General features: G+C 64.7%; 20 protein-coding genes. 13 read left to right on the forward strand and 7 right to left on the reverse strand.

What is annotated here, in order from left to right; all coding sequences use genetic code 11:
* The 4 genes from HEQ22_RS01595 to HEQ22_RS01610 are packed head-to-tail and all read right to left on the reverse strand — an operon-like array spanning window position 1 to window position 3,958.
* The gene (locus HEQ22_RS01595) at window positions 1-864 is read right to left on the reverse strand and encodes an HpcH/HpaI aldolase/citrate lyase family protein (RefSeq protein ID WP_432769458.1); all 864 of its coding nucleotides are present in this window, start codon (window positions 862-864) and stop codon (window positions 1-3) included.
* Entirely contained in the window at window positions 861-1,313 is a 453-nt protein-coding gene (locus tag HEQ22_RS01600) for a MaoC family dehydratase (RefSeq protein ID WP_432769459.1), read from the reverse strand. The genes HEQ22_RS01595 and HEQ22_RS01600 overlap by 4 nt, the downstream gene beginning before the upstream one ends.
* Window positions 1,314-1,324: 11 nt before the next feature.
* On the reverse strand, window positions 1,325-2,524 hold the full coding sequence (locus HEQ22_RS01605; protein WP_432769460.1) for an acetyl-CoA acetyltransferase: 1,200 nt from the start codon (window positions 2,522-2,524) through the stop codon (window positions 1,325-1,327).
* Between the two features lie 3 nt (window positions 2,525-2,527).
* Entirely contained in the window at window positions 2,528-3,958 is a 1,431-nt protein-coding gene (locus tag HEQ22_RS01610) for a 3-oxoacyl-[acyl-carrier-protein] synthase III C-terminal domain-containing protein (RefSeq protein WP_432769461.1), read from the reverse strand.
* Window positions 3,959-4,096: 138 nt separating this feature from the next.
* Here HEQ22_RS01610 and HEQ22_RS01615 point away from each other — a divergent pair, with 138 nt between their 5' ends.
* From HEQ22_RS01615 to HEQ22_RS01660, 10 genes are all read left to right on the forward strand, one after another.
* Window positions 4,097-4,984: an SDR family oxidoreductase gene (locus HEQ22_RS01615; protein ID WP_054735061.1), complete on the forward strand. Its 888-nt coding sequence runs from the start codon at window positions 4,097-4,099 to the stop codon at window positions 4,982-4,984.
* Window positions 4,985-5,011: 27 nt separating this feature from the next.
* A complete protein-coding gene (locus HEQ22_RS01620; RefSeq protein WP_432769462.1) occupies window positions 5,012-6,178 on the forward strand; it encodes an acyl-CoA dehydrogenase family protein in 1,167 nt (388 codons plus the stop codon).
* Window positions 6,179-6,281: 103 nt separating this feature from the next.
* Window positions 6,282-6,767, forward strand: coding sequence for a MarR family winged helix-turn-helix transcriptional regulator (locus HEQ22_RS01625; protein ID WP_432769463.1), 486 nt, complete (start codon window positions 6,282-6,284; stop codon window positions 6,765-6,767).
* A 14-nt stretch (window positions 6,768-6,781) separates the two neighbouring features.
* Window positions 6,782-7,546, forward strand: coding sequence for a glucose 1-dehydrogenase (locus tag HEQ22_RS01630; protein ID WP_432769464.1), 765 nt, complete (start codon window positions 6,782-6,784; stop codon window positions 7,544-7,546).
* Window positions 7,547-7,553: 7 nt separating this feature from the next.
* Window positions 7,554-7,973: a PaaI family thioesterase gene (locus HEQ22_RS01635; RefSeq protein WP_432769465.1), complete on the forward strand. Its 420-nt coding sequence runs from the start codon at window positions 7,554-7,556 to the stop codon at window positions 7,971-7,973.
* On the forward strand, window positions 7,970-8,764 hold the full coding sequence (locus tag HEQ22_RS01640) for an enoyl-CoA hydratase-related protein (RefSeq protein ID WP_432769466.1): 795 nt from the start codon (window positions 7,970-7,972) through the stop codon (window positions 8,762-8,764). Before HEQ22_RS01635 ends, HEQ22_RS01640 begins: the two co-directional genes overlap by 4 nt.
* Window positions 8,765-8,783: 19 nt before the next feature.
* Window positions 8,784-10,028 carry an acetyl-CoA hydrolase/transferase family protein gene (locus HEQ22_RS01645; RefSeq protein ID WP_432769467.1) on the forward strand — a complete coding sequence of 415 codons (1,245 nt, stop codon included), beginning with the start codon at window positions 8,784-8,786 and terminating at the stop codon, window positions 10,026-10,028.
* A gap of 12 nt (window positions 10,029-10,040) precedes the next feature.
* Window positions 10,041-10,964: a 3-keto-5-aminohexanoate cleavage protein gene (locus tag HEQ22_RS01650; protein WP_432769468.1), complete on the forward strand. Its 924-nt coding sequence runs from the start codon at window positions 10,041-10,043 to the stop codon at window positions 10,962-10,964.
* Window positions 10,965-10,966: 2 nt separating this feature from the next.
* On the forward strand, window positions 10,967-12,358 hold the full coding sequence (locus HEQ22_RS01655; protein ID WP_432769469.1) for an AMP-binding protein: 1,392 nt from the start codon (window positions 10,967-10,969) through the stop codon (window positions 12,356-12,358).
* A gap of 14 nt (window positions 12,359-12,372) precedes the next feature.
* Window positions 12,373-13,545 (forward strand): enoyl-CoA hydratase-related protein, encoded by a 1,173-nt coding sequence (locus HEQ22_RS01660; RefSeq protein ID WP_432769470.1) that lies wholly within the window; start codon window positions 12,373-12,375, stop codon window positions 13,543-13,545.
* Here HEQ22_RS01660 and HEQ22_RS01665 read toward each other — a convergent pair.
* A complete protein-coding gene (locus HEQ22_RS01665) occupies window positions 13,500-14,261 on the reverse strand; it encodes a MerR family transcriptional regulator (protein WP_432769471.1) in 762 nt (253 codons plus the stop codon). The genes HEQ22_RS01660 and HEQ22_RS01665 overlap by 46 nt on opposite strands.
* Window positions 14,262-14,353: 92 nt before the next feature.
* Between HEQ22_RS01665 and HEQ22_RS01670 the strand changes: the two genes are divergently transcribed.
* Both HEQ22_RS01670 and HEQ22_RS01675 read left to right on the forward strand, forming a co-directional pair.
* Window positions 14,354-15,463, forward strand: a complete 1,110-nt coding sequence (locus HEQ22_RS01670; RefSeq protein WP_432769472.1) for an alkane 1-monooxygenase — start codon at window positions 14,354-14,356, stop codon at window positions 15,461-15,463.
* A complete protein-coding gene (locus HEQ22_RS01675) occupies window positions 15,463-15,810 on the forward strand; it encodes a DUF2834 domain-containing protein (RefSeq protein ID WP_432769473.1) in 348 nt (115 codons plus the stop codon). Before HEQ22_RS01670 ends, HEQ22_RS01675 begins: the two co-directional genes overlap by 1 nt.
* Before the next feature lie 41 nt (window positions 15,811-15,851).
* Here HEQ22_RS01675 and HEQ22_RS01680 read toward each other — a convergent pair whose 3' ends face one another.
* Together HEQ22_RS01680 and HEQ22_RS01685 are read right to left on the reverse strand one after the other, a co-directional pair.
* Window positions 15,852-17,291: an aldehyde dehydrogenase gene (locus HEQ22_RS01680; protein ID WP_432769474.1), complete on the reverse strand. Its 1,440-nt coding sequence runs from the start codon at window positions 17,289-17,291 to the stop codon at window positions 15,852-15,854.
* Between the two features lie 15 nt (window positions 17,292-17,306).
* Complete coding sequence (locus tag HEQ22_RS01685; RefSeq protein ID WP_432769475.1) at window positions 17,307-18,446, reverse strand: 2Fe-2S iron-sulfur cluster-binding protein; 1,140 nt, start codon at window positions 18,444-18,446, stop codon at window positions 17,307-17,309.
* A gap of 45 nt (window positions 18,447-18,491) precedes the next feature.
* Here HEQ22_RS01685 and HEQ22_RS01690 point away from each other — a divergent pair, with 45 nt between their 5' ends.
* Window positions 18,492-21,101 (forward strand): TonB-dependent receptor, encoded by a 2,610-nt coding sequence (locus HEQ22_RS01690; protein WP_432769476.1) that lies wholly within the window; start codon window positions 18,492-18,494, stop codon window positions 21,099-21,101.
* Window positions 21,102-21,146: the final 45 nt, after the last annotated feature.

Genomic DNA, 21,146 nt, shown 5'->3' on the forward strand with positions numbered 1-21,146 from the left:
TCAGGCGCTGGCAAGGGTGCGGCGCGCGGCCTTCAAATGGGGAATATCGTACATTTTGCCGTCGATGCCGAGCGTGCCGGCGTCGGGGCTGGCAGCAAAGGCATCGACGATCATCTGCGCCTCGGCGATCTCCTCGCCCGAGGGGCTGAAGCAGCGATTGATGATCGCGACCTGGTCGGGATGGATCGCGATGCGGCCGGTGAAACCGTCGCGGCGGGCTCGGCGGCAATCGGCCTCCAAACCTTCGGGGTTGCGGAAATCGGCATAAAGCGTGTCGACCGGCGCAACGCCCGCCGACGCGGAGGCGTAGAGGCAGAGCGAGCGGGCGAGCCGATAGGGATCGGTCCAGTGCCCATCCTCTTCCTTGTTACCGGTGGCACCAATCGCGGCTGCGAGATCCTCGGCGCCCCAGGTCAGCGCGACGAGCCGCGGGTGCGGCGGAGTGTAGCTGCCGAGATTGAACATCGCGAGCGGCGTCTCGGTCGCGACAACGGCGATCTTGACCGTACCGACGATCATGCCGGCTTTCGCCTCGAGACGGTCGAGTTCGGCGCCGATGCGTTCGATATCGGCCGCGCCATTGGCCTTGGGGATGAGCAGGCCGTCGAGCCCGGGCTTCACCACTGCCGCGAGATCGTCGAAGGTCAGGCCGGTGTCGAACGGGTTGACGCGCACGAAGAAGGACCAGTCGCGCGGGGCCTGGTCATCGAGGAAAGCGGCGACATGCGCGCGCGCGGCCTCCTTCATGCTCGGCGCGACCGAATCCTCAAGATCGAGGATCAGAACGTCGGCGCCGATACCGCGCGCCTTGGCGAACTTCTTCTCGCTATCGCCGGGTACGAAGAGGAGCGAGCGAAGCCTCACGCGGGGCCCCGCATCATCAGCGCGCCGCGCAGCGTGCGGCAGACGATCTCGTCCTTCTGGTTGAGGCCGAGATGCTCGAAGGTGACGATGCCCTGCGTCGGGCGCGACTTGCTGTCGCGAAGCTCGATCACCGTCGTGCGCGCGCGGATCGTGTCGCCCGCGAAGACGGGTTTCGGGAAGGTCGTCTCGCTCATGCCGAGATTGGCGATCGTCGTGCCGAGCGTCGTGTCCTGCACCGAGAGGCCGATCACGAGTCCCAGGGTGAAGATCGAGTTCATCAGCGGCTTGCCGAACTCGGTCGTCGCGGCATAGGCATGATCGATATGGATCGCTGCCGGATTATAGGTGAGCGAACTGAACAGGATATTGTCCATGTCGGTCACCGTCCGCCGGATCTCGTGATCGAAGATCTGGCCCACGCTGAGCTGCTCGAAATAAAGTCCTGCCATTTTGTCTCTCCCTAGTCGAGGCGGCCGAGGATCGAGACCGCCGCGACGCTGTTGAACGGCGCGCCGCCGAGATTGTGCGTCAGGCCGAAATCGACTTGGGCGAGCTGCCGATCGCCGGCGCGGCCGCGCAGCTGATTATAGACCTCGTAGGCCATGCGGAGGCCCGAAGCGCCCACCGGATGCCCGAAACATTTGAGCCCGCCGTCGGTCTGGCACGGGATCGCACCGCCACGGTCATATTTGCCGTCGAGAATGTCGAACACCGCGCGGCCCGAATCCGACAGGCCGAGATCCTCCATCGTGACGAGCTCGGTGACCGAAAAACAGTCATGTACCTCTGTCAGCGATAGCTCGGCGCGCGGATCGGTGATGCCGGCTTCGGCATAGGCGCGCTTCGCCGCGACCTGAGTGTTGCGCACCGAGGCGCCGTCCCATTCGCCATAGCCCATCTCCCAGCCATTGCTCGCCGAGAGCTGGATCGCTTTAACAGTGACGGGGTTCGCGATACCGAGGCTCTTCGCGATCTCGGGTGTCGTAACGATCGCACAGGCCGCGCCATCGGAGACGCCGCAGCAATCGAACAGCCCAAGCGGATCGGCGATCATCGGCGCCTTCAGGATGGTCTCCATCTCGACCGCTTTTCTGAGATGCGCCTTGCCGTGGAGCGCACCATTCTGGTGGCTCTTCCAGCTGACATGCGCCATCGCCTGCTTGAGGTCGCCGCCGTCGAGCGAATGGCGCGCGCTATAGGCGCCCGCGAGCTGCGCGAAGGTGCCCGGCGCCGAGCCATAAGGCATCCACAGGTCGTTCGCGAGGCCCTTGGTCCGGAGCGGCAGCCCGCCATAGCCGGTGTCTTTGAGCTTCTCGACGCCGAGCGCGAGTCCGAAATCGATCGCGCCTGAGGCGACGGCATAGACCGCGGCGCGCAGCGCCTCGGTGCCTGTCGCGCACATATTCTCGACGCGGCTGACCGGGATGGTCTGGAGACGCAGAGCATGGGCGAGGGGGAGCGCGCTGTTGCCGACATTGATGTCGTCGAGCGCATTGCCCATCCACGCGGCCTCGATCTGGCTCCGGTCGATGCCGGCATCGCCGATCGCTTCCTCGAAGGCCTCGATCATCAGATCGTCGGCGCCGCGATCCCAGCGCTCGCCGAACACCGAGCAGCCCATGCCGATGATCGCGACCCTGTCCTTGATACCCGTCGCCATCGCTCAGGCCTCCATCTGCGGCCGCTTTGCGGGCACGCCTTTCCAGAAATAGGTCCGCATGCCGCGCCTCTTGTCGATCGACTTGATCCTGAGCCGCATGCCGAGCGCATCGCCTACGGCAAAACCGGTGCCGCTCGCGTCGGTGAGTTCCATCAGGATGCGCGCGCCATTGTCGAACTGCACCAGCCCGAACCAGAAGGGCGGGTCGGGCGTGTAATTGAGGCGGTCGGCGGTGACCGACGCGACCTTTGCCGGCAGATCTGCCAACCGCACATCCTCCAGCGCCTCGCGTCCCGTGGCGCCGGGGCGCACGGGGATCGGGGTCTTGGGGAACTGGACATTGCCTTGCCCATCGCGGCCGCCGATGAAGCCAAGCGTGTCGCGGCCATAGCGTTCGACGACGGTCGCCTGCGCCTTTTGTTCGAATTCGGAGCGGACTCCGAAATCGAGGTCGACGCCGCCGCTGAGCGACAGGAACCGGACATAGTCGGTCAGCGCTTCGCCCGCGCCGAGCGCCGCCCGGACGGAACTCGCGCCGGGCACCTTGGCGTCGACGCGGAAAATGAGGGCGTCGCAGCCGCTGCCGAAGCCCGTAAGGAGGACATGGTCGCCCGGACGCGCGGCGTCGAAGGCGAGGCCGAGCGCGAACAGGGCATGCGCGGCGCCGAGATCGCCCGCCTGCTCGGCGAGCGTCGCGGCGAGGTTAGGTGCGGTGATACCCGTCCGGCGCGCGATATCCTTCCACATGCCCGAGAGCGGCTCATGGACCGCCGCCCATTTGATATCGCCGGCGGCGATCCCGGCCTTCGCGCAGGCATCGTTGATTGACGGGGCGATGATCGCACTGCTCGCGACGTCGCGCACGAAGCGCTCTTCGCTCGGATAAGCGGTTTCGTGGCCGCGCGAGGCATAGCTGTCGAGCAGGTCGTGCGCCTGCGATGCCCAGCCGACGAGCTTCGCAGCGCCATCGGCGCCGGTGCGCACCGCGCTGCCGCCGTCACCATAAGCCAGATGGGCGAGGCTTCCGGGCTTGGCCGGCCGCCGCTCGCCCGCCGCGATCAGGCTGTCGTCGGCGCCGAGCAGCGTGTCGAGCAGTGCTGCGACTGCGCAGCGCCGGCTTCCGGCGACATCGAGCGTTCGCGTCGTGCGCGGCAGCGCCAGCGCGTCGACGAGCAGGCTCGAATGCGCCCGGTCGATGAAGGGCGCCGAGGTCGATGCGAAGCAGATGCGCGCAGGCGGCGACTCGGTGAGCAGCCGACTCGCCTCGGCGGCGAGCGTGAAGGCATCCTCGTCCCAGCCGGCGACGGCGCGATAGCCTGCCTGGCGTCCGCCGAGTCCAAAATGTTTCAGCGATCTGGCAGCCTGCGCCCGGTCCAGGCGCAGCAGCGGCAAATATCCGCCGACAGCCACAATCGACCCCGGTTGATGGGTCACCTCTTGCTACCTCCCGCCAATGTTCAGTTGTTTCCTGCAACCATCCTTGACAGCAATTTTTGAAGTTGTAAACTGACTTACGAAATTAGGGCGACGCTAGGTCGCTATCCAGAATTGAAGACGGGGAAGAGGCTCACCATGGATATATTCCGGTCCGACGTGCTCGCGGGCAAATCGATTCTCGTGACGGGCGGCGGATCGGGGCTGGGCTTGGAAATCTCCAAGGCGCTGGCCGCCAAGGGGGCGACCGTACATATCTGCGGCCGCCGCGCCAACGTCCTCGAGGCCGCCGCCGCCGAGATAGCGCTGGAGAACCCCGGAAAGGTACATTGGCATACTTGTGACATCCGCGACGCCGATCAGGTCGACGCGATGGTCGAGGCGATGTGGAAGGTCGGACCGGTCACCAGCCTCCTCAACAATGCCGCCGCCAACTTCATTGCGCCGACCAAGGGGCTGAGCCCGCGCGGATTTCGCGCCATCACCTCGACGGTGATGGACGGAAGTTTCCATGTGACGCTCGCACTCGGCAAGCGCTGGATCGACGAAGGCATCAAGGGGTCGGTGGTCAGCAACCTCGTCACCTGGGTGTGGACCGGTTCGGCCTTCGTCGTCCCCTCCGCGATGGCGAAGACCGCGCTTCACGCGATGACGATGTCGCTCGCGGTCGAATGGGGGCCCTATGGCATCCGCCTCAACGCGACGGCGCCGGGCCCCTTTCCGACCGAAAGCGCCTGGGAGAAGCTCAATCCGATCCCCGATGCGAAATCGTCGGCGACGAGCGAGGAGACGGTGCCGCTCCGGCGCTACGGGGCGATGCCCGAACTCCAGAATTTGATCACCTTCCTGTTCTCCGACGGCTGCGACTATCTCACCGGACAAACGATCGCGATCGATGGCGGTCAGCATCTCGCGGGCCCCGGCACCTTCGCCGACCTGACCGGCATGACCGACGCGCAGTGGCAGACCGCACGCGAGGCGATCGAGCAGTCGACGCAGCGCGACAAGGCCAATCGGGCAGGCTGATGAACAGAGAAAAAAGGGGCCTGGCCGATGATTGAACGCAATATCTTTAGCGAAGAGCATGACATGTGGCGCGAGTCCGTCCGCAAGTTCGTGGAGAAGGAAATCGTCCCCCACCATGACCGGTGGGAAAAGGAAGGCATTGTCCCGCGCGAGCTCTGGCTGAAGGCGGGCGAGGCCGGCATGCTCTGTTGCACCGTGCCCGAGGAATATGGCGGGCTAGGCCTGGACTATCTCTTCGACGCCGTCGTCTATGAAGAATTGTGGCGTGTCGGGGCGAGCGGTCCCGGTTTCCTCATCCACACCGATCTCGTCGCCACCTATATCCTGTCCTTCGGGTCGGAGGAGCAGAAGCGCCGCTGGCTGCCGAAGATGGTCAAGGGCGAGGCGATCGGCTCGCTCGGTATGACCGAGCCCCATGCGGGCAGTGATTTGAAGGCCGTGCGCACGCAGGCAGTGCGCGATGGCGATGAGTTCGTGATCAACGGGCAAAAGGTCTTCATCTCGAACGGCCAGCTTTGCGACGTGATCGTGCTTGCGACCAAGACCGACAGCCAGGCCGGCGCACATGGCGTGACGCTGTTCCTCGTCGATGCGGCGACGCCCGGGTTCAACCGCGGCCAGAATCTAGAAAAGCTCGGCATGAAGGCGCAGGACACGTCCGAGCTCTTTTTCGACAATATGCGCATTCCCGAGGGCGCGATGCTCGGCGGCGAGGGCGAAGGCTTCAAGCTCATGATGACCAAGCTGCCGCAGGAGCGCCTTGCACAGGCGATCCGCTCGGCGACGGTCACCGAGGTGATGCTCGAATGGACCGTCGATTATACCGCCGAGCGTCAGGCGTTCGGTCAGTCGATCGGCGATTTCCAGAACACACAGTTCGTTCTCGCCGACCTCAAGGCCCGTTCGGTGATGGCGCGTGTCTTCACCGACAAATGCATCGACCTGTTCATGAAAGGCGAACTCGATCCCGTCGACGCCGCGATGGCGAAGATGGTGACCTCCGAGCTTCATTGCGAGACGGCGGACAAGTGTCTCCAGCTGTTCGGCGGTTGGGGCTATATGTGGGAATATCCGATCTGCCGGGCTTATGCCGATGCACGCATCGTCAAGATCGCGGGAGGCTCGATCGAGATCATGAAGACGATCATCGCGCGCGAGATGTTCAAGGGCAAGCTCCAGAAGAACCGGGGCTGACCGGATTATGGCACGCGGTCCAAAAGATTCCGAAACAGTTCCTTTTGAAAATCTATCAATCGGGGCTAGCGGTGGCGGTGCAAACCAACACCAAGGATCTGCTGTGACCAAAGACCTCAACACCGGACTTCGCTTTGGCTTTCTCATTCACGACGTGTCGCGCCTGCGCCGCGTCGTGGTGGACCGCGCCCTCAAGCCGCTCGGCATCACCCGCTCGCAATGGTGGGTACTCGCCTTTTTGTCGCGCCGCGACGGGATGACCCAGACCGCGCTCGCCGCGGACCTCGACCTCACCAAGGTCGCGATCGGCGGCCTGCTTGACCGCATGGAAGCGGCGGGCTTCGTCGAACGCCGAGCCGACGCCAGCGATGGCCGCGCGCGCCGCGTCTATCTGACCCGCGCGGGCAGCAAGATGGTGATCACCATCCGCGAGAATGTGGAGCAGATCGAGCTCCAGATTCTCGAAAATGTGTCGGAGGATGCGCTGAACCAGGCCGCCGCGACGCTTCTGACCATCAAGGAGACGCTCCTCGAACTCGCCGGAAGCGAGGCCGAGACGCTGGGCCCCGATCCCGAATTTATGACATAGCAATCAGGAGAGATATGGTGTTGGGTTTGCAGGACAAGGTAGCGATCGTCACAGGCGGCGGTCAGGGTATTGGCAGGGCGCTTTCGCTCCGTCTCGCAGCCGAAGGCTGCAAGGTCGCAATCTTCGATCTCAAGGCGGAAGCCGGCGAGGAAACCGCCGGCATCGCGGGCGAAGGTGCGGTCATCAAGACCTACGCGCTTGATGTCAGCGACCAGGACGCGGTGAACGCCGCGGTCGAGGCGGTCGAGGCCGATCTTGGCCCCATATGGGCGCTGGTCAACAACGCCGGCTGGGACAAGCCGTCGCCCTTCCTCGCGACCGACAAGACGCTCTGGGACAAGATCATCGCGATCAACCTTTACGGTCCGCTGTTCACCCATGCTGCGGTCGCGCCGCGCATGGTCGCGCGCGGCGGCGGCCGGATCATCAATATCGCCTCGGACGCGGCGCGCGTCGGCACCAGCAACGAAGCGGTTTACTCCGCCTGCAAGGGCGGCCTGATCAGCTTTACCAAGTCTGTTGCGCGTGAACTCGCCTCCAAGGGGGTGCTGCTCAACGTAGTCTGCCCGGGACCGACCAACACACCGATGATGGCGAGCGTGCTCGGCGAGGGCGAACAGGCGGTGAAGTGGAAGGACGCGATGGTCCGCGGCATTCCGCTGAAGCGTATGGGCGAGCCCGAGGATTATGCGGGTATCGTCGCCTTTCTCGCCTCCGACGACGCGAGCTTCATCACCGGCCAGACCTTCTCGGTCGCCGGTGGCATGAACATGATCTGATCAGTTCATGTCCGAAGCGCCGCCTCCCGGCTATGCGCTCGTCGATCTAGGCAAGGGGTATAGCGCAAGGTTCGGACCGGTCTTTATCGACCGCTCCAGCCAGCGCATGGCCTTTCGCGTCGGCGAGCAGCATCTCAACCCCGTCGACACCTGCCATGGCGGGGCGCTCGCGACCTTTTCGGATGCGATGATCGTCGCCGTCTGGCCGGGCTGCGAGTCCGGCGCGGCGCATACGCCTACGATCACGCTCAGTGTCGACTATTTCGCGCCCGCGCCGTCCGGCGCGCTCGTCGAGGCGCAGGTCGAGCTCGTGAACCAGACCCGCACGATGCTGTTCGTCCAGTCGCTGCTCACTATCGAGGGACGCAGGATCGGACGCGCATCGGCAATTTACCGCAAACCCGAACCTTCAGGAGAGACAAGATGATCGACCCCACCACTTTCGAAGACGTGATTTACGAGGTCCGCGGCCGCGCTGCCTGGATCATCATCAACCGGCCGAAGCTCTACAATGCGTTCCGCGCCCAGACGATCGAGGAACTCATCGCCTCGTTCAAGCTCGCGGCAGACGACAAGGGCGTCTCGTCGGTGGTGCTGACGGGGGCCGGCGACAAGGCCTTTTGTACCGGCGGCGACCAGAGTGCGAAGGACGGCCAATATGATGGTCGCGGCATCGTCGGTCTGCCGATCGACGAACTGCAGTCGATCATCCGTGACATTCCCAAGCCGGTCATCGCCCGCATTAACGGCTTCGCAATTGGCGGCGGCCATGTCTTCGCGACGCTGTGCGACCTGTCGATCATGGCCGACACCGCGAAGCTCGGCCAGGTCGGTCCCAAAGTCGGTTCGGTCGACGCGGGCTGGGGCACGGCCTTCCTCGCGCGGCATGTCGGCGACAAGAAGGCTCGTGAAATCTGGTATCTGAACCTCCAGTATAGCGGGCAGGAGGCGCTCGAAATGGGTCTCGTCAACAGGGTCGTGCCCGCCGACGAGCTCGACGCCGCCGTCAACGAATGGACCGACATCATCGCGCAGCGCTCGCCTACCGCATTGGCGCTCGCCAAGCGCAGCTTCAACGCCGACAGCGATAATATCCGCGGCATTAGCCAGTTTGGCCTGAACGCGGTCAAGCTGTTCTATGACACCGAGGAATCGAAGGAAGGCATGCGCGCCTTCCAGGAAAAGCGGATGCCCGATTTTCACAAATATGTGAAGTAGGCGCGGGCAAGCGACCGTCATGGCTCCCGTTCCCTTCGATCCCGCCGACATTGCCGAGCTGTTGCCGGCCGGCGGGCGCGTGCTGGTGACGGGAGCCTCGGGCGAATCTGTGCTTCTCGCCGAGGCCGTGATGGCAGCGGGCGAGGCGATCGGCGCGATGACCTTCACCGGCATCTTCGTGCCGGGGCTTAATCGCCATAGCTATCTTGCGAGCGCTGCGGCGCGCGTCGAGACCTTCTTCGTGACCCCACCGCTCAAGAAGGATCTGGGCGGGCGCGTTGAACAGCTACCGCTTTGCTACAGCGACATCCGCCGTCGGCTCCGTAATATCCAGATCGACGCGCTGATCTGCATGGTGACGCCGCCCGACGGCGAGGGCGTCTGCAGCTTCGGGCCCGCGGTCGATTTCGCAGCCGAACTCTGGCCGCAAATCCCGATCCGGATCGCGCACATCAATCCCGCGATGCCGCGAACGCGCGGCGACAGCGGCATCCCTTTCAGCGCGCTCACCGCCTATGTCGAGCAGGCGGCGGGATTCGACGGCGAACCCGATGGCACGGCCGATCCCATCGCCGAGGCGATTGCTGGCCATGTCGCACCCTGGATCACCGATGGCGCCACGCTTCAGACCGGGGTCGGCAAGGTGCCGGGCGCCATATTGCGCGCGCTCACCGGCCGGCGGAACCTGCGTGTCCATAGCGGACTTGTCGGCGACGAGGTTGTCGATCTTCTCGAAGCGGGAGCGCTGGCAACGGGGCAGGCGGTCACCGCGGGCGTCGCGATCGGCTCGCGCCGGCTCTACCGCGCGATCGAAGGGCCGGAATTTGCCTTTCTTCCCGCCGCGGTCACGCACGACCGCGCGATCATCGCGGGCATAGCCAATTTCGTCGCGATCAATTCGGCGCTTGAGGTCGATCTTCTCGGCCAGGTCTTTTCGGAATTCGGGCCGCGCGGGCTGATATCAGGACCCGGCGGCGCGCCAGATTTCACGGCGGGCGCGCGGCAGGGCGGGGGGCTTCGCGTGATCGCGCTGCCGGCCGCCGCCGATGGAGGAGCCATCAGCCGCATCGCGCTTCCCGGCGCCTCGGCGGGGCCGGTGACGCTCGGCCGTATGGACAGCGACATCATCGCCACCGAGTTCGGCGCTGCCGATATCCGGGGGCTTTCCTACGACGAGCGCGCCGAAGCGCTCGTCGCCATCGCCGCCCCGCAGCACCGCGAGGCGCTGACCGCCGGCTGGCGCGCCTATGCGGCGAAACTTTGAAAAGGACGAGATATGAGCAAGATCATCATCAGCTGCGCGATCACCGGATCGATCCACACCCCGTCGATGTCGCCGCATTTGCCGGTGACGGCCGAAGAAATTGCCGAAAGCGCGCTCGGCGCCGCCGAAGCGGGCGCCGCGATCGTCCATCTCCATGCGCGCAATCCCGAAGACGGGCGGCCCGACCAGAGCCCCGAGGCTTTCGAACCCTTCCTGCGCGTCATCAAGCAATCGTCGAACGTCGTGGTGAACCTGACGACCGGAGGCTCGCCCTATATGCCGGTCGAAGAGCGCGTGCAGCCCGCCGCGGTCTGGAAGCCCGAAGTCGCGAGCCTCAACATGGGGTCGATGAACTTCGGGCTGTTCCCGATGCTGAAGCGTTACAAGGAGTTCAAGCATGAGTGGGAGCCCGCCATGCTCGAGGGCAGCCACGATCTCGTCTTTCGTAACAGTTTCAAGGACATCCGTTACGCACTCGAGACGCTGAACGCAACCGGCGCGCGCTACGAGTTCGAATGCTACGACACGAGCCACCTCCACAATCTCCATTATTTCTGGACCGAGGGCCTCGTGCAGGCGCCGCTGTTCATCCAGACCTGCTTCGGGCTCCTTGGCGGTATCGGCCCGCACCCCGAAGAGGTGCTGCACATGAAGCGCACCGCCGACCGGCTGTTCGGCGACAATTATCGCTGGTCGGTGCTCGGTGCCGGCGCCTCGCAAATGAAGGTCGCGGCGCAGGCGGCCGCGATGGGCGGACATGTCCGTGTCGGTCTTGAGGACAATCTCTGGCTCGACAAGGGCGTCCTCGCCCCGAGCAACGCGGCGCAGGTAACGCGGGTGCGCCAGATCATCGAGGGGCTCGGCCTCGAGGCCGCGACACCCGACGAAGCGCGCGAAATTCTCGCGCTCAAGGGCGGCGACAAGGTCGGCTTCTGACGATGCGCGCCCTCGCCGACGTCCCCGCAACCTTTCCGCCCGATCGCCTCGCGATCGTGCACGGGGCTGCGCGCTGGACGTGGGGCGATCTCGACCGTCGCTCGGCGCAGTGGTGCGCCTGGCTGACCGGGCGCGGCGTGACCGCCGACGATCTTGTCGCATTCGCACTGCCCAATGGTCCCGACTTTATCGCGCTGGCTTTCGGCATCTACCGCGCCGGGGCAACCCCGGCACCGATTTCCTGGAAGATTACCGCGCATGAACGGGACGCGGTGATCGCGGTCATGCAGCCGCGCCTCGGCATCGCGCCGGGCGAAGGTCCCGCCGACGATGCGCCGTGCGGCGCGCCGACCGGCCATATTGCCGCGTCGTGGAAGGCCTGTACGAGCGGCGGGAGCACCGGAATCCCCAAGGTCATCATCGACGGCCGTGCCGCCGGTTTTCCCGAGGGAATCGACTTTATCGGCATTCCGGCGGACAGCTGCATATTGGTTCCGGGTCCGCTCTATCATAATGCGCCGTTCAGCGCCGCGATCTTCGCCCTGTGGAAGGGCTCGGCGATCGTCACGATGGACAAGTTCGACGCGATGATGGCGCTCGGGCTCATCGACGACGAGGGCGCGACCTGGTCTTTGATGGTGCCGACGATGATGCACCGGATCATGGCGCTCACCCCGGCCGCGCGCGCCTGTCACGATCTCTCGCGCTGGGCGATGGTCGTCCACACCGCGGCGCCGATGGCCCCCTGGCTCAAGCAGGCGTGGATCGACTGGTGCGGGCGCGATCATATCTGGGAGGTCTATGGCGCGACCGAGGGGCTCGTGCGGTGCTGGATCGGCGGGCGCGAATGGCTCGAACGCCCGGGTTCGGTCGGCCGGCCGATCGGCGGCGGACGGATAAGGATCGTCGATGAGGCCGGGCGCGAATGCGAAGCCGACGAGGACGGCGAAGTCTTCGCCATGCCGCCCGGCGGCCCGGGGTCGACCTATCGCTACATTGGCGCCGAACGCCGCGCCACCGAGGACGGCTGGGAATCGGTCGGCGATATCGGACGGCTCGACGCCGACGGCTATCTCTATCTTGCCGACCGGCGGACCGACCTCATCATCTCGGGCGGGGTCAATATCTGGCCCGCCGAGGTCGAAGCCGCGATCCTGCGCCACCCGGCGGTCCGCTCCTGCGCGGTCGTCGGGCGGCCGCATCCCGATCTCGGGCAGGCAATGCACGCCGTCGTAGAGGCCGGGGAGGGGATATTAAATCTCGCCGACCTCTCACAGTTTCTGAACCCTTGGCTCGCGCGCGAGAAGCACCCGCGCAGCCTCGACACCCAAATACAGCCCGTTCGCGACGACGCCGGCAAGGTCCGCAAGGGGCCGCTCGCGTCCGCCCGATGATCGAAGGAAACAGGATGACGACCCAGCCGCCCGCCATGGAGCAGTTCCGCCTCGAGTTTCAGGACAGTGGCCTCGTCCATCTTGTCTTCGATGCGCCCGGAAGGACGATGAATGTCTTCTCCAACGCCGCGATCCACGAGCTCAAGGCCTTCGCCGGCTGGCTGGGGACGAGCGACGTCGTTGGCGTCCTTATCCGCTCGGGAAAGGACAATGCCTTTTGCGCGGGGGCCGATCTCACCGAACTCGGCGTCGCTTACGACATGATCGTCGCCGCGCCCGCGCGCGACCGCTTCCATATCGCTTTCGACCATTTCTTTCCGCTCAGCGCTGCGCTCCGCGCGCTCGAGACGGCAGGAAAGCCGGTCGCTTCGGCGATTGCCGGCCTTGCGCTCGGGGGTGGCTGCGAGCTGACGCTTGCGACCCATTATCGTGTTCTCGCCGACAGCCCGAAGGCCGCGCTCGGCTTGCCTGAGTCGCTCGTCGGTCTGCTGCCGGGTGCCGGCGGTACGCAGCGCTTGCCGCGCCTTGTCGGTGTCGAGGCCGCGCTCCCGATCCTGCTCGAGGGCGGCCGGCTCGCGGGCCAGGCCGCGCTCGATGCCGGACTTGTCCATGCGGTCGTTCCGGCCGGCGAGGAAATTGCCGCCGCCGAGGCGTGGCTGTTGTCGGTGCCCGTCGCCGCGCAGCCTTGGGACCTGGACGATTGGCTCGACCCCGGTCCGGCTTCGGTGTCGGCGCGGATCGACCCGGTGCGCGCGAAGATGATGGTGGAAACCGGCGGTTTCTATCCCGCGCCGATCGCGATCCTCGACTGCATCGAGTTCGGGCTGCCGCAGGCGTTCGACGGCGCGATCCGCAGCGAGATGGCGATCTTCGCGCACCTCATCCAGAGGCCCGAGCCGCGCAATATGATCCAGACCCTGTTCCTGGGTAAAACCGATTATGACCGGCACGTTCGCAAGGAGAGCCTGCCGGCGTTCGTTGGCGATGTCGTCGCCGCGCTACGTCCGCTGGCAGGCGGATGGAGCGACCCGGCAGTCCGGGCCGAAGCCGGCGAAGCGGTGGGCATCTGGGCGGAAAACCTTGGCACCGATGAGCAGAGGCTTGCCGATTATGCGGTGGTCGCCGAGCTTGGCTATCCTGCCTATCTCGGGGGACCGTTCGCGTCGCGGCGCGCCGCATCGACATGACCCGACGCCGCGTCGAAGTGAATGTAGCTCATGAGCCGTTTGATACGCAGCAGTCCGAAGAAGTCGATCATGTGCCGGATCCCGGCGTGGAATAGGGCGGCCGCATCGGCATCGCTCATCCGGCCCTCGGTCGCGTCGATGAAGCGCTGCGATTCCGCGCGCGCCACGAGGTCCGCCGGTGCGGCGTAGAAATCGACGACGGTCGGGGGAAAGCCATTCTCTTCGGTATAGCCCTCGGCGCGCATGAGTTGCCAGATCGTGACGATACGGCTGTCCATGATGCTGAGCGCCGGGCCTTTCGGCGTTTTGCGGATGTCGACGATCCCGAGCTTCTCGAAGACCTTCGCGTCCTTCGCCGCATTTGGCCATTCCTCGGCCAGCGTATCGAGCAGCACTTCACCGTCGAAGCCGACGCGTGCGGCGACCAGCGCCTCGAGGTTCTGGAACGCGGCGGCATCGACGCGGCCCTCGCCATTCCGTCCGCCGAGCGCTTCCTTGATCTGGGGCAGGGTAAGGCCGTCGTCGCGTTGCAGCTTTCGCACCGCGAGGACCGCCTGGACATGCGTTTCATCATAATCGGCGACGTTGGTCGCCGGGCGCGCTGGCTCGGGCAGCAGCCCGTGCCGGAAAAAAACCCTGATGGTCTCGCGGTGAACGCCGGTCCGTTTCTCGAGGTCACGCATCTTCATGCGCACTCGATAGGCCGCGATCCGCATTTTCCGCAACGAATTTTCGCATAAATGATAAGTTGCTTTACCTTTATGCGTATGGATGATACGTAATATGAAATCGCCTTGGGAGAGGACGAATGGATTATTTGCGTTATTATGTACCCGTGGTCGTGCAACTCGCAGCTTATGTGGGCTTTGCGCTTGGCGGAAACTGGGTTTTCATCGGCATCATATCGCTGCCCCTGCTCGGCTTGATCGATTCGGTCCTGCCCAACGACATGCGGCCGCGTACCATGAAACGCGGCCTTCTGGCCGACCTTCCGATCTGGTTCGCGACGATTCTCGCGGTCGGTCTCTACTTCATGGCCGCCTACTGGGTCCGCTCGGCCGAGGCGATCACGCCCTGGCAATATGCGGGTGCAATCCTGTCGCTCGCCTGGATGAGCGTTGTTCCGCTCGTTCCCGCCTCGCACGAACTTTATCACCAGCGCGGCAAGCTTCGCCGCTTCATCGGTACCTATTCGCAGGTCTGCTATCTCGATTGCACCCGCGAGATTGCGCATGTCACCGGGCATCACCTCGACGTGGCGACCGAGCATGACGGCGACACCGCGCGCCGCGGCGTCTCGCTCTACGGGTTTACCGGCCATGCCGTCATCCAGAGCACGGGCGACGCGTGGCGGATGGAAAGCGATAGCCTCGAGAAGCAGGGCTACGGCCGCTGGTCGATCCGGCACCGTATCTGGAAAGCGCTGCTTGCGCAGCTCGTCATGCAGAGCCTCGTCTTCCTGATCGGCGGCTGGACCGCCGTCGCGGTGGTTCTCGGCGGCATGATCGGCGCGCGCTTCTGGGTCGAAAGCTTCAACTATTTCCAGCATTACGGCCTCATCCGCATTCCTGGAGGCGCGATCTCGCGCCGTCACGTCTGGAACCATCTCAAGCCCTTGTCGCGCGTGATGGGCTTCGAAATCACCAATCATGCCGACCACCACACCGACAGCTTCGCGGCCTTCCACGAACTGCGCCCCGATCGGCAATGGATCCCGATGCCGAGCGTCTTCGTCTGCTTCTTCTCGGCGCTGATTCCGCCGCTCTGGCATAATGTCGTCATCAAACCTGCGCTGAAACGCTGGGACAATGAGCTCGCAACTCCCGAGGAACGCGAACTTGCCAAGGCACAGAACCGCGCTGCCGGCTGGCCCGACTGGTTCGACGAGAAGCCGGCAGGCGCCTGGGCGGCGAGCTGATGGCGGCCCGGCACGCACTCTACATCCTGATCGCGGTCGCCTCGGCGGCCGCGGCCTGGTGGCACGGGATCGCATGGGCGCGGGACGGGGGCAATCTGCTGCTCTTGCCGACCTTCTTTCTCGACGCCTACCGGAGCGGCAGCGCCGCCGCGTTTCTCACAATCGACATATTGGCGGTCTGGCTCGTCTTCATGATATGGGTCGTGCCCGACGCGGTGCGTGTCGGGCTCGGCGCGCGCAAGGGCTGGCTCTATTTCGCCTTGTCCTTCGTCGGGACCTGCTTCGCGTTCCCGCTCTATCTCGTCGCGCGTGAGCGCCATCTCGCGAAGGCGAGCGCGGCCGGCTGAAAATCGGGCGTGGCGGGCGCCGCCTGGCGGCGCCCGACCGCTTATCCCATCACATAGATCGACTTGGTGCGCTGATAGCTGGCGAGAGCTTCGGGTCCGAATTCGCTGCCCATCCCGCTCGCCTTGATCCCGCCGAAGGGCGAGCCGAGCGATGGCATATAGCCGTTGACGCCGACCGTGCCGCTCTCGACTTGCCGCGCCACCGCGATGCCGCGCGCCTGGTCCCGGCTCCAGACCGAGCCGCCGAGGCCGAATTGCGAGGCGTTGGCGATGCGGACCGCGTCGGCCTCGTCGGTATATCGGATGATCGACAGCACCGGCCCGAAAATCTCTTCCTGCGCGATCACCGCATTTTCATCGACATCGGCGAACACCGTCGGTTCAACGAACCAGCCGCTGTTATGCCCTTTCGGGCGCCGCCCGCCGGCGACGAGCCGCGCTTCATCGCGCCCTTTCGCAATATAGGATTCGACGCGGTCGCGATGCGTCGCCGAGGCCATCGGCCCGACATGCGTCGCGGGATCGAGCGCGTCGCCGACCGTGAAGGATGAGACCGTCTCGGCGACAGCGCCGACGATCTCGTCGTAGCGCGCCGCGGGGACGAGAAGGCGCGTTCCATTATAGCAGGCCTGTCCGTTGTTGAGCATGCTTACCATCGGGATCGCGGGCAGGAAGGAGGCGAGATCGACATCGTCGAGCAGCAGCGCCGCCGACTTGCCGCCGAGCTCGAGCGTGACCGGCCGGAGCAGCTGGCCGCATTGCGCTGCGATCGCGCGGCCGGCGCCGGTCGAGCCGGTGAAGGCGACCTTGTCGACGCCGGGATGCGCGACGAGATAGGCCCCGACCTCGCGGTCGGCGGCAACGATATTGATGACGCCCGCAGGAACGCCCGCCGCGAGCGCCGCCTCGGCGACGAGATAGCTATCGAGCACGGTGCCGGGCGAAGGCTTGATGACCAGCGTGCAGCCGGTGAGCATCGCGGGCGCGATCTTGCTGAAGGCGAGGGTGACCGGGAAGTTCCAGGGCACGACCGCCGCGACGACGCCGATCGGGGCGCGGTCGACGAGGGTTTCCTGGCCCATTTGCGACGGACGCGTCTCGCTCGAGCTCAGGCTCTCGGCGAGGCTCGCATAATATTGCAGGACGCCCGCCGGAAATTGCGCCTCGAGCATGTTGGCGAGCGTGACCGGCATGCCGTTCTGAAGGCTGACCGCCTCCGCGATCGCGCTGCCGCGTTCGATGAGCGCCGCCATGAAGCGCAGCATCACCTCGGCGCGCTCGCTCGGGGCGAGCTTTGGCCACGGCGAATGATCGAAGGCGCGCCGCGCCGCTGCAACGGCTGCGTCGATATCGGCCTCGCTGCCTTCGGGGACAGTCGCGACATGTTCGCCGGTCGAGGCATTGTGGATCTTGAAGCTGCGGTCGGTTGCGGGGCGGACCCACTCATTGCCGATAAAAAAGCTGCTGCGATCGAGGCTCATCTCATTCTCCCGTGATCATGCGCCTGTGCTGGCGTCTGTAAATTTATCGTAGTGGATGTCGGCAAGGCCGATGCCGGCCTCGGTGAGCGCGTGAATGCCGGCATCGATCATCGGCGGCGGACCGCACATATAGCCATGGGCGCCCGGTCCAAGGCGTTCGAGCGCCTGCGCGGCATAAGCTGTCACGAAGCCGGGGCGATATTGCGGGTTATTCTCCTCGGAGAGGACCGGCCAATAATCGAAGCTCGCCGTCCAGGCGCTGCGGATCGCCGCGATCGCCTCGGCGGCATAGAGGTCGCGTTCGCCGCGGCCGCCGAACAGGAGAATGCAGTCGCGCCGGACACGCCGGTTCGCGGCATCCTGCAGCAAGCTCAGAAGCGGGGCCAGCCCCGAGCCGCCGGCAATGCAGATGATCGGTCCTTTGCCCTCGCGCAGCCAGAAATTGCCGTGCGGGCCATCGAGTTCGATCGGCTCGGCGGGAAGCGATCCGCCGAACAGGCGATCGGTAAACTGCCCGCCGGGGACGTGACGGATGAAAAAATGCGGTTCGCTCGTGCCCCCGGCCTCGGGGGCATCGGCGAAGCTGTAGGAGCGATGGATCGATCCATCGCCCCAGTGGATGTTGGCATATTGCCCGGCCTTATAGTGTATCGGTTTATCAACTCTGATGGAAACGCGCTTGATGTCGTGGGTGAGGTCGTCCGCGCCCTCGAATCGCGCCGGCTGCCGCACCGCTTCCTGGTAGGCGCTGCTTCCGATCTCGACATCGAGGACGAGATCGGACTTGGGAAGCGCCTGACAGGCGAGGATATATCCCGCCTCGAGTTCTTCGCGGCTCAGCGTATATCCAAAGGGCGTGATAGCTTCGACTTTACCCGAAATCAGACGGGTGCGGCAGGACCCGCAAGTGCCGACGGTACAGTCGTGCGGATAGGCGATTCCCTCGGCGAGCGCGCGTTCCAGAATCGTGGTACCCGGAGGTACGGAAAAGCGGTCCCCCGACGACTCGATCTCAACCGAGCGCTCGGGAGCCTTTCCAAAAAGCTTGGATAACAGCGACATTCGGCATCTCTCTCGAAAAACTCGTAAAGTGGTTGACATGTTTGTGGCACAGATTATTTTGCGTATCAAGGTCACGCAATAAATTGCGGACATGATCGCACCGGGTCTCCCCGTCCGCGTGCAACTGGGAGAGCTCTAATGAAGACGTCTATATCCGCGAGCATGCTCGCCGTCGCGATCGCCACCCTGTCGTCGCCCGCCTTCGCACAGGAAGCGCCGGCGGAAGATACCGGTACGCAGGACCAGGTCGGTCTCAGCGACATCATCGTGACCGCCACCAAGCGATCCGAAAATCTGCAGGACGTCCCCGTCGCCGTGTCGGCGATCTCGTCCGAGGCGCTCCAGAACAAGGGCGTATTCGAAACCAGCGATCTCAACAACACGATGCCGAACTTCCAGGTGTCGTCGCCTTACGGGCAGCAGCAGCCGAATTTCTCGGTGCGCGGCGTTGGCGTCGGCACCGAGTTCAACGCCAACGCGGCCTCGCCGGTTGGCGTCTATGTCGACGAAGTCTATCAGGCGTTCCGGTCGAGCCACGGCCAGCAGCTTTACGATCTCAACCAGATCGAAGTCGTGCGCGGCCCGCAGGGCACGCTTTACGGCCGCAACACCACGGGCGGCGCGGTGAACTTCATCACCAAGTCGCCGCAGCTCGAGGGCCAGGAAGGCTATTTCACGGCCGGCTACGGCAATTTTAATCGCATCAACCTCGAAGGCGCGATCGAGGTCACGCCTTCGCCCGACAAGTTCGGCCTCCGCCTCGCGGCAACTTACGTCGATGCCGATTCCTACATCAAGAACCGGCTCCCCGAAGGACCGAGCACCGCGGCCGGCGGCGGCGCATCGGGCCTCAACTTCAACAGCGGACGCAGCCCGGGCGGAACGAAGAGCTACGGCCTTCGCCTGTCGATGCGCTGGAAGCCCGTCGATACCGTCGATCTCAAGCTCAAAGTCTATGCGGCCGAAGCCGAAGGCGGCACCGAGAGCCCGATCCCGACCGGCTCGTCGCGCACCAGCGATGTGATCAGCTACACCAATCCCAACTTCCTCCTTGGTGGGCTCTTTTCGGCGCTCGCGCCGGCGGGTCTGCTCCCGACGAGCTACAGCCAGTCGGGCCGCGGTCTAGGGATCAACGAAGTCGAACTCGACTCGGTCGGGATCGCGACGTCGCGGGCACGCGGCGCCGTGTTCGACGCGCGGATCGAACTCACCGACAATCTCAAGCTGATCTCGGTGAGCGGTTATGACGATGGCCTCTACTCGCAGTCACAGACCGATTGTGACGGCACGCCGCTGCGCCTTTGTGCGATCGGCTACCGGTCGAAGTTCAGCGCGTTCAACCAGGACGTTCGCTTCGATTTCGACGGCGGTCCGTTCAAGGCGATCGTCGGCGTCTTCTACGGCAAGGACAAGGTAACGGGCGACAACACGCCCGACTTCTTCAACTTCCTGCGTGATGTGCGCGCCGCGGTTGGCCTCCCGGCGAGCTATTTCAACCCGGGCGGCGCATTCAACGGCACGGCCCTGTCGGCGGGCTCGCTCCCGACCGGCATCTATGCGACCCAGCATTTCGTCCAGAAGCGCACCTCCTATGCCGCCTATGGCGAAGCGAGCTACGAGATCACGCCCGCACTCAAGTTCACCGCGGGCCTGCGCTACACGAAAGACAAGAACCGCTTCCTTGATGGCGTCACCACCTATTTTGACGATACCGGCACGGCGCGCCTGATCACCGTCTCCGATTTCCAGCAGGGGGGGGGCTTCGCGCCCTACTTCCTGCAGGATGTGCAGGATGAGGCGGGCAATGTCGTCATCCCCTCCTTCCAGGGTCTCGGGATCCCGCTTCCGGGCGGCCTCAGGAACCAGGGTTCGGCTGGACGCGTCACCGGGCGCGCGATCGTCGACTGGAAGCCCGTCGACGACGTGATGGTCTATGCCAGCTACAGCCGCGGCTACCGCTCGGGGACCTTCAACGGTCTTGCCTATGGCAGCGCCAACCAGGTCTATTTCGTCAAGCCCGAGCAGGTCGATGCCTTCGAAGGCGGTATCAAGTCGCGCTTCTGGGACAATCGCGCCCAGTTCAACATCTCGGCTTTCTACTATAAATATAAGGGCCAGCAGGGACAGGTGGTCGATGCGTCGGCAACCGCCAACCTCATCGCGCTCGACGGGACGCTGAAGGGCCTCGAGGTCGAAGCGATCGTCGAGCCATTCAACGGCTTTACGCTCAGCGCCTCCTTCGGTTTGCTCGACTCAAGCTACAAGGGCGGCGACTGCCCCGCCGATCCGTCGACGATTCCGAACTTCCCTGCACAGCTTGGCAGCTGCGTCGTATCCTCGGGCGGGCCGGTCAGCGTCGGGGGTAATCCCTTCCCCTACGCCGCCAAGCAGTCGGCCTCCTTTGCCGCCGATTGGGACGTCATCGATGATGGCGACAACAAGTTCACGCTGCACGGCGACGTTAATTACACCGGCCAATTCTATTTCGACTCGTTCAAGGATTACAGCCGCGGACCGCTCCCGGCCGTGGCCTCGGGCAAGTTCGGCGACGGAAACGGCAAATATTGGGTCGCCAACGCCCGTGCCACCTATACGATGGGCAATTATTCGATCTCGGTCTGGGGCAAGAACCTGACCAACAAGCTCTACTACCCGTTTGGTATCAGCCTCGAGAATCTGTTCGGCACCGGCTACCGCGTCCGCGCCCAGCCGCGCACCTACGGCGTCGAGGCGACCCTTCGGTTCTAGGCAAAAGGGGGCATCGCGGCCCTGGCAACCTCCCGCCGGGGCCGC

The sequence above is a fragment of the Sphingopyxis sp. genome, from assembly GCF_050916055.1.
GTDB lineage: Bacteria > Pseudomonadota > Alphaproteobacteria > Sphingomonadales > Sphingomonadaceae > Sphingopyxis.

Bases quoted from the DNA above. Each gene is read 5' to 3' on its own strand.
- HEQ22_RS01685 (WP_432769475.1), bottom strand. From the start codon at position 18,446: ATGTCCGCAATTTATTGCGTGACCTTGATACGCAAAATAATCTGTGCC.
- HEQ22_RS01650 (WP_432769468.1), top strand. From the start codon at position 10,041: ATGAGCAAGATCATCATCAGCTGCGCGATCACCGGATCGATCCACACC.
- HEQ22_RS01670 (WP_432769472.1), top strand. From the start codon at position 14,354: ATGGATTATTTGCGTTATTATGTACCCGTGGTCGTGCAACTCGCAGCT.
- HEQ22_RS01645 (WP_432769467.1), top strand. From the start codon at position 8,784: ATGGCTCCCGTTCCCTTCGATCCCGCCGACATTGCCGAGCTGTTGCCG.
- HEQ22_RS01615 (WP_054735061.1), top strand. From the start codon at position 4,097: ATGGATATATTCCGGTCCGACGTGCTCGCGGGCAAATCGATTCTCGTG.
- HEQ22_RS01690 (WP_432769476.1), top strand. From the start codon at position 18,492: ATGAAGACGTCTATATCCGCGAGCATGCTCGCCGTCGCGATCGCCACC.
- HEQ22_RS01640 (WP_432769466.1), top strand. From the start codon at position 7,970: ATGATCGACCCCACCACTTTCGAAGACGTGATTTACGAGGTCCGCGGC.
- HEQ22_RS01655 (WP_432769469.1), top strand. From the start codon at position 10,967: ATGCGCGCCCTCGCCGACGTCCCCGCAACCTTTCCGCCCGATCGCCTC.
- HEQ22_RS01605 (WP_432769460.1), bottom strand. From the start codon at position 2,524: ATGGCGACGGGTATCAAGGACAGGGTCGCGATCATCGGCATGGGCTGC.
- HEQ22_RS01620 (WP_432769462.1), top strand. From the start codon at position 5,012: ATGATTGAACGCAATATCTTTAGCGAAGAGCATGACATGTGGCGCGAG.
- HEQ22_RS01680 (WP_432769474.1), bottom strand. From the start codon at position 17,291: ATGAGCCTCGATCGCAGCAGCTTTTTTATCGGCAATGAGTGGGTCCGC.
- HEQ22_RS01675 (WP_432769473.1), top strand. From the start codon at position 15,463: ATGGCGGCCCGGCACGCACTCTACATCCTGATCGCGGTCGCCTCGGCG.
- HEQ22_RS01660 (WP_432769470.1), top strand. From the start codon at position 12,373: ATGACGACCCAGCCGCCCGCCATGGAGCAGTTCCGCCTCGAGTTTCAG.
- HEQ22_RS01630 (WP_432769464.1), top strand. From the start codon at position 6,782: ATGGTGTTGGGTTTGCAGGACAAGGTAGCGATCGTCACAGGCGGCGGT.
- HEQ22_RS01665 (WP_432769471.1), bottom strand. From the start codon at position 14,261: ATGCGGATCGCGGCCTATCGAGTGCGCATGAAGATGCGTGACCTCGAG.
- HEQ22_RS01635 (WP_432769465.1), top strand. From the start codon at position 7,554: ATGTCCGAAGCGCCGCCTCCCGGCTATGCGCTCGTCGATCTAGGCAAG.
- HEQ22_RS01600 (WP_432769459.1), bottom strand. From the start codon at position 1,313: ATGGCAGGACTTTATTTCGAGCAGCTCAGCGTGGGCCAGATCTTCGAT.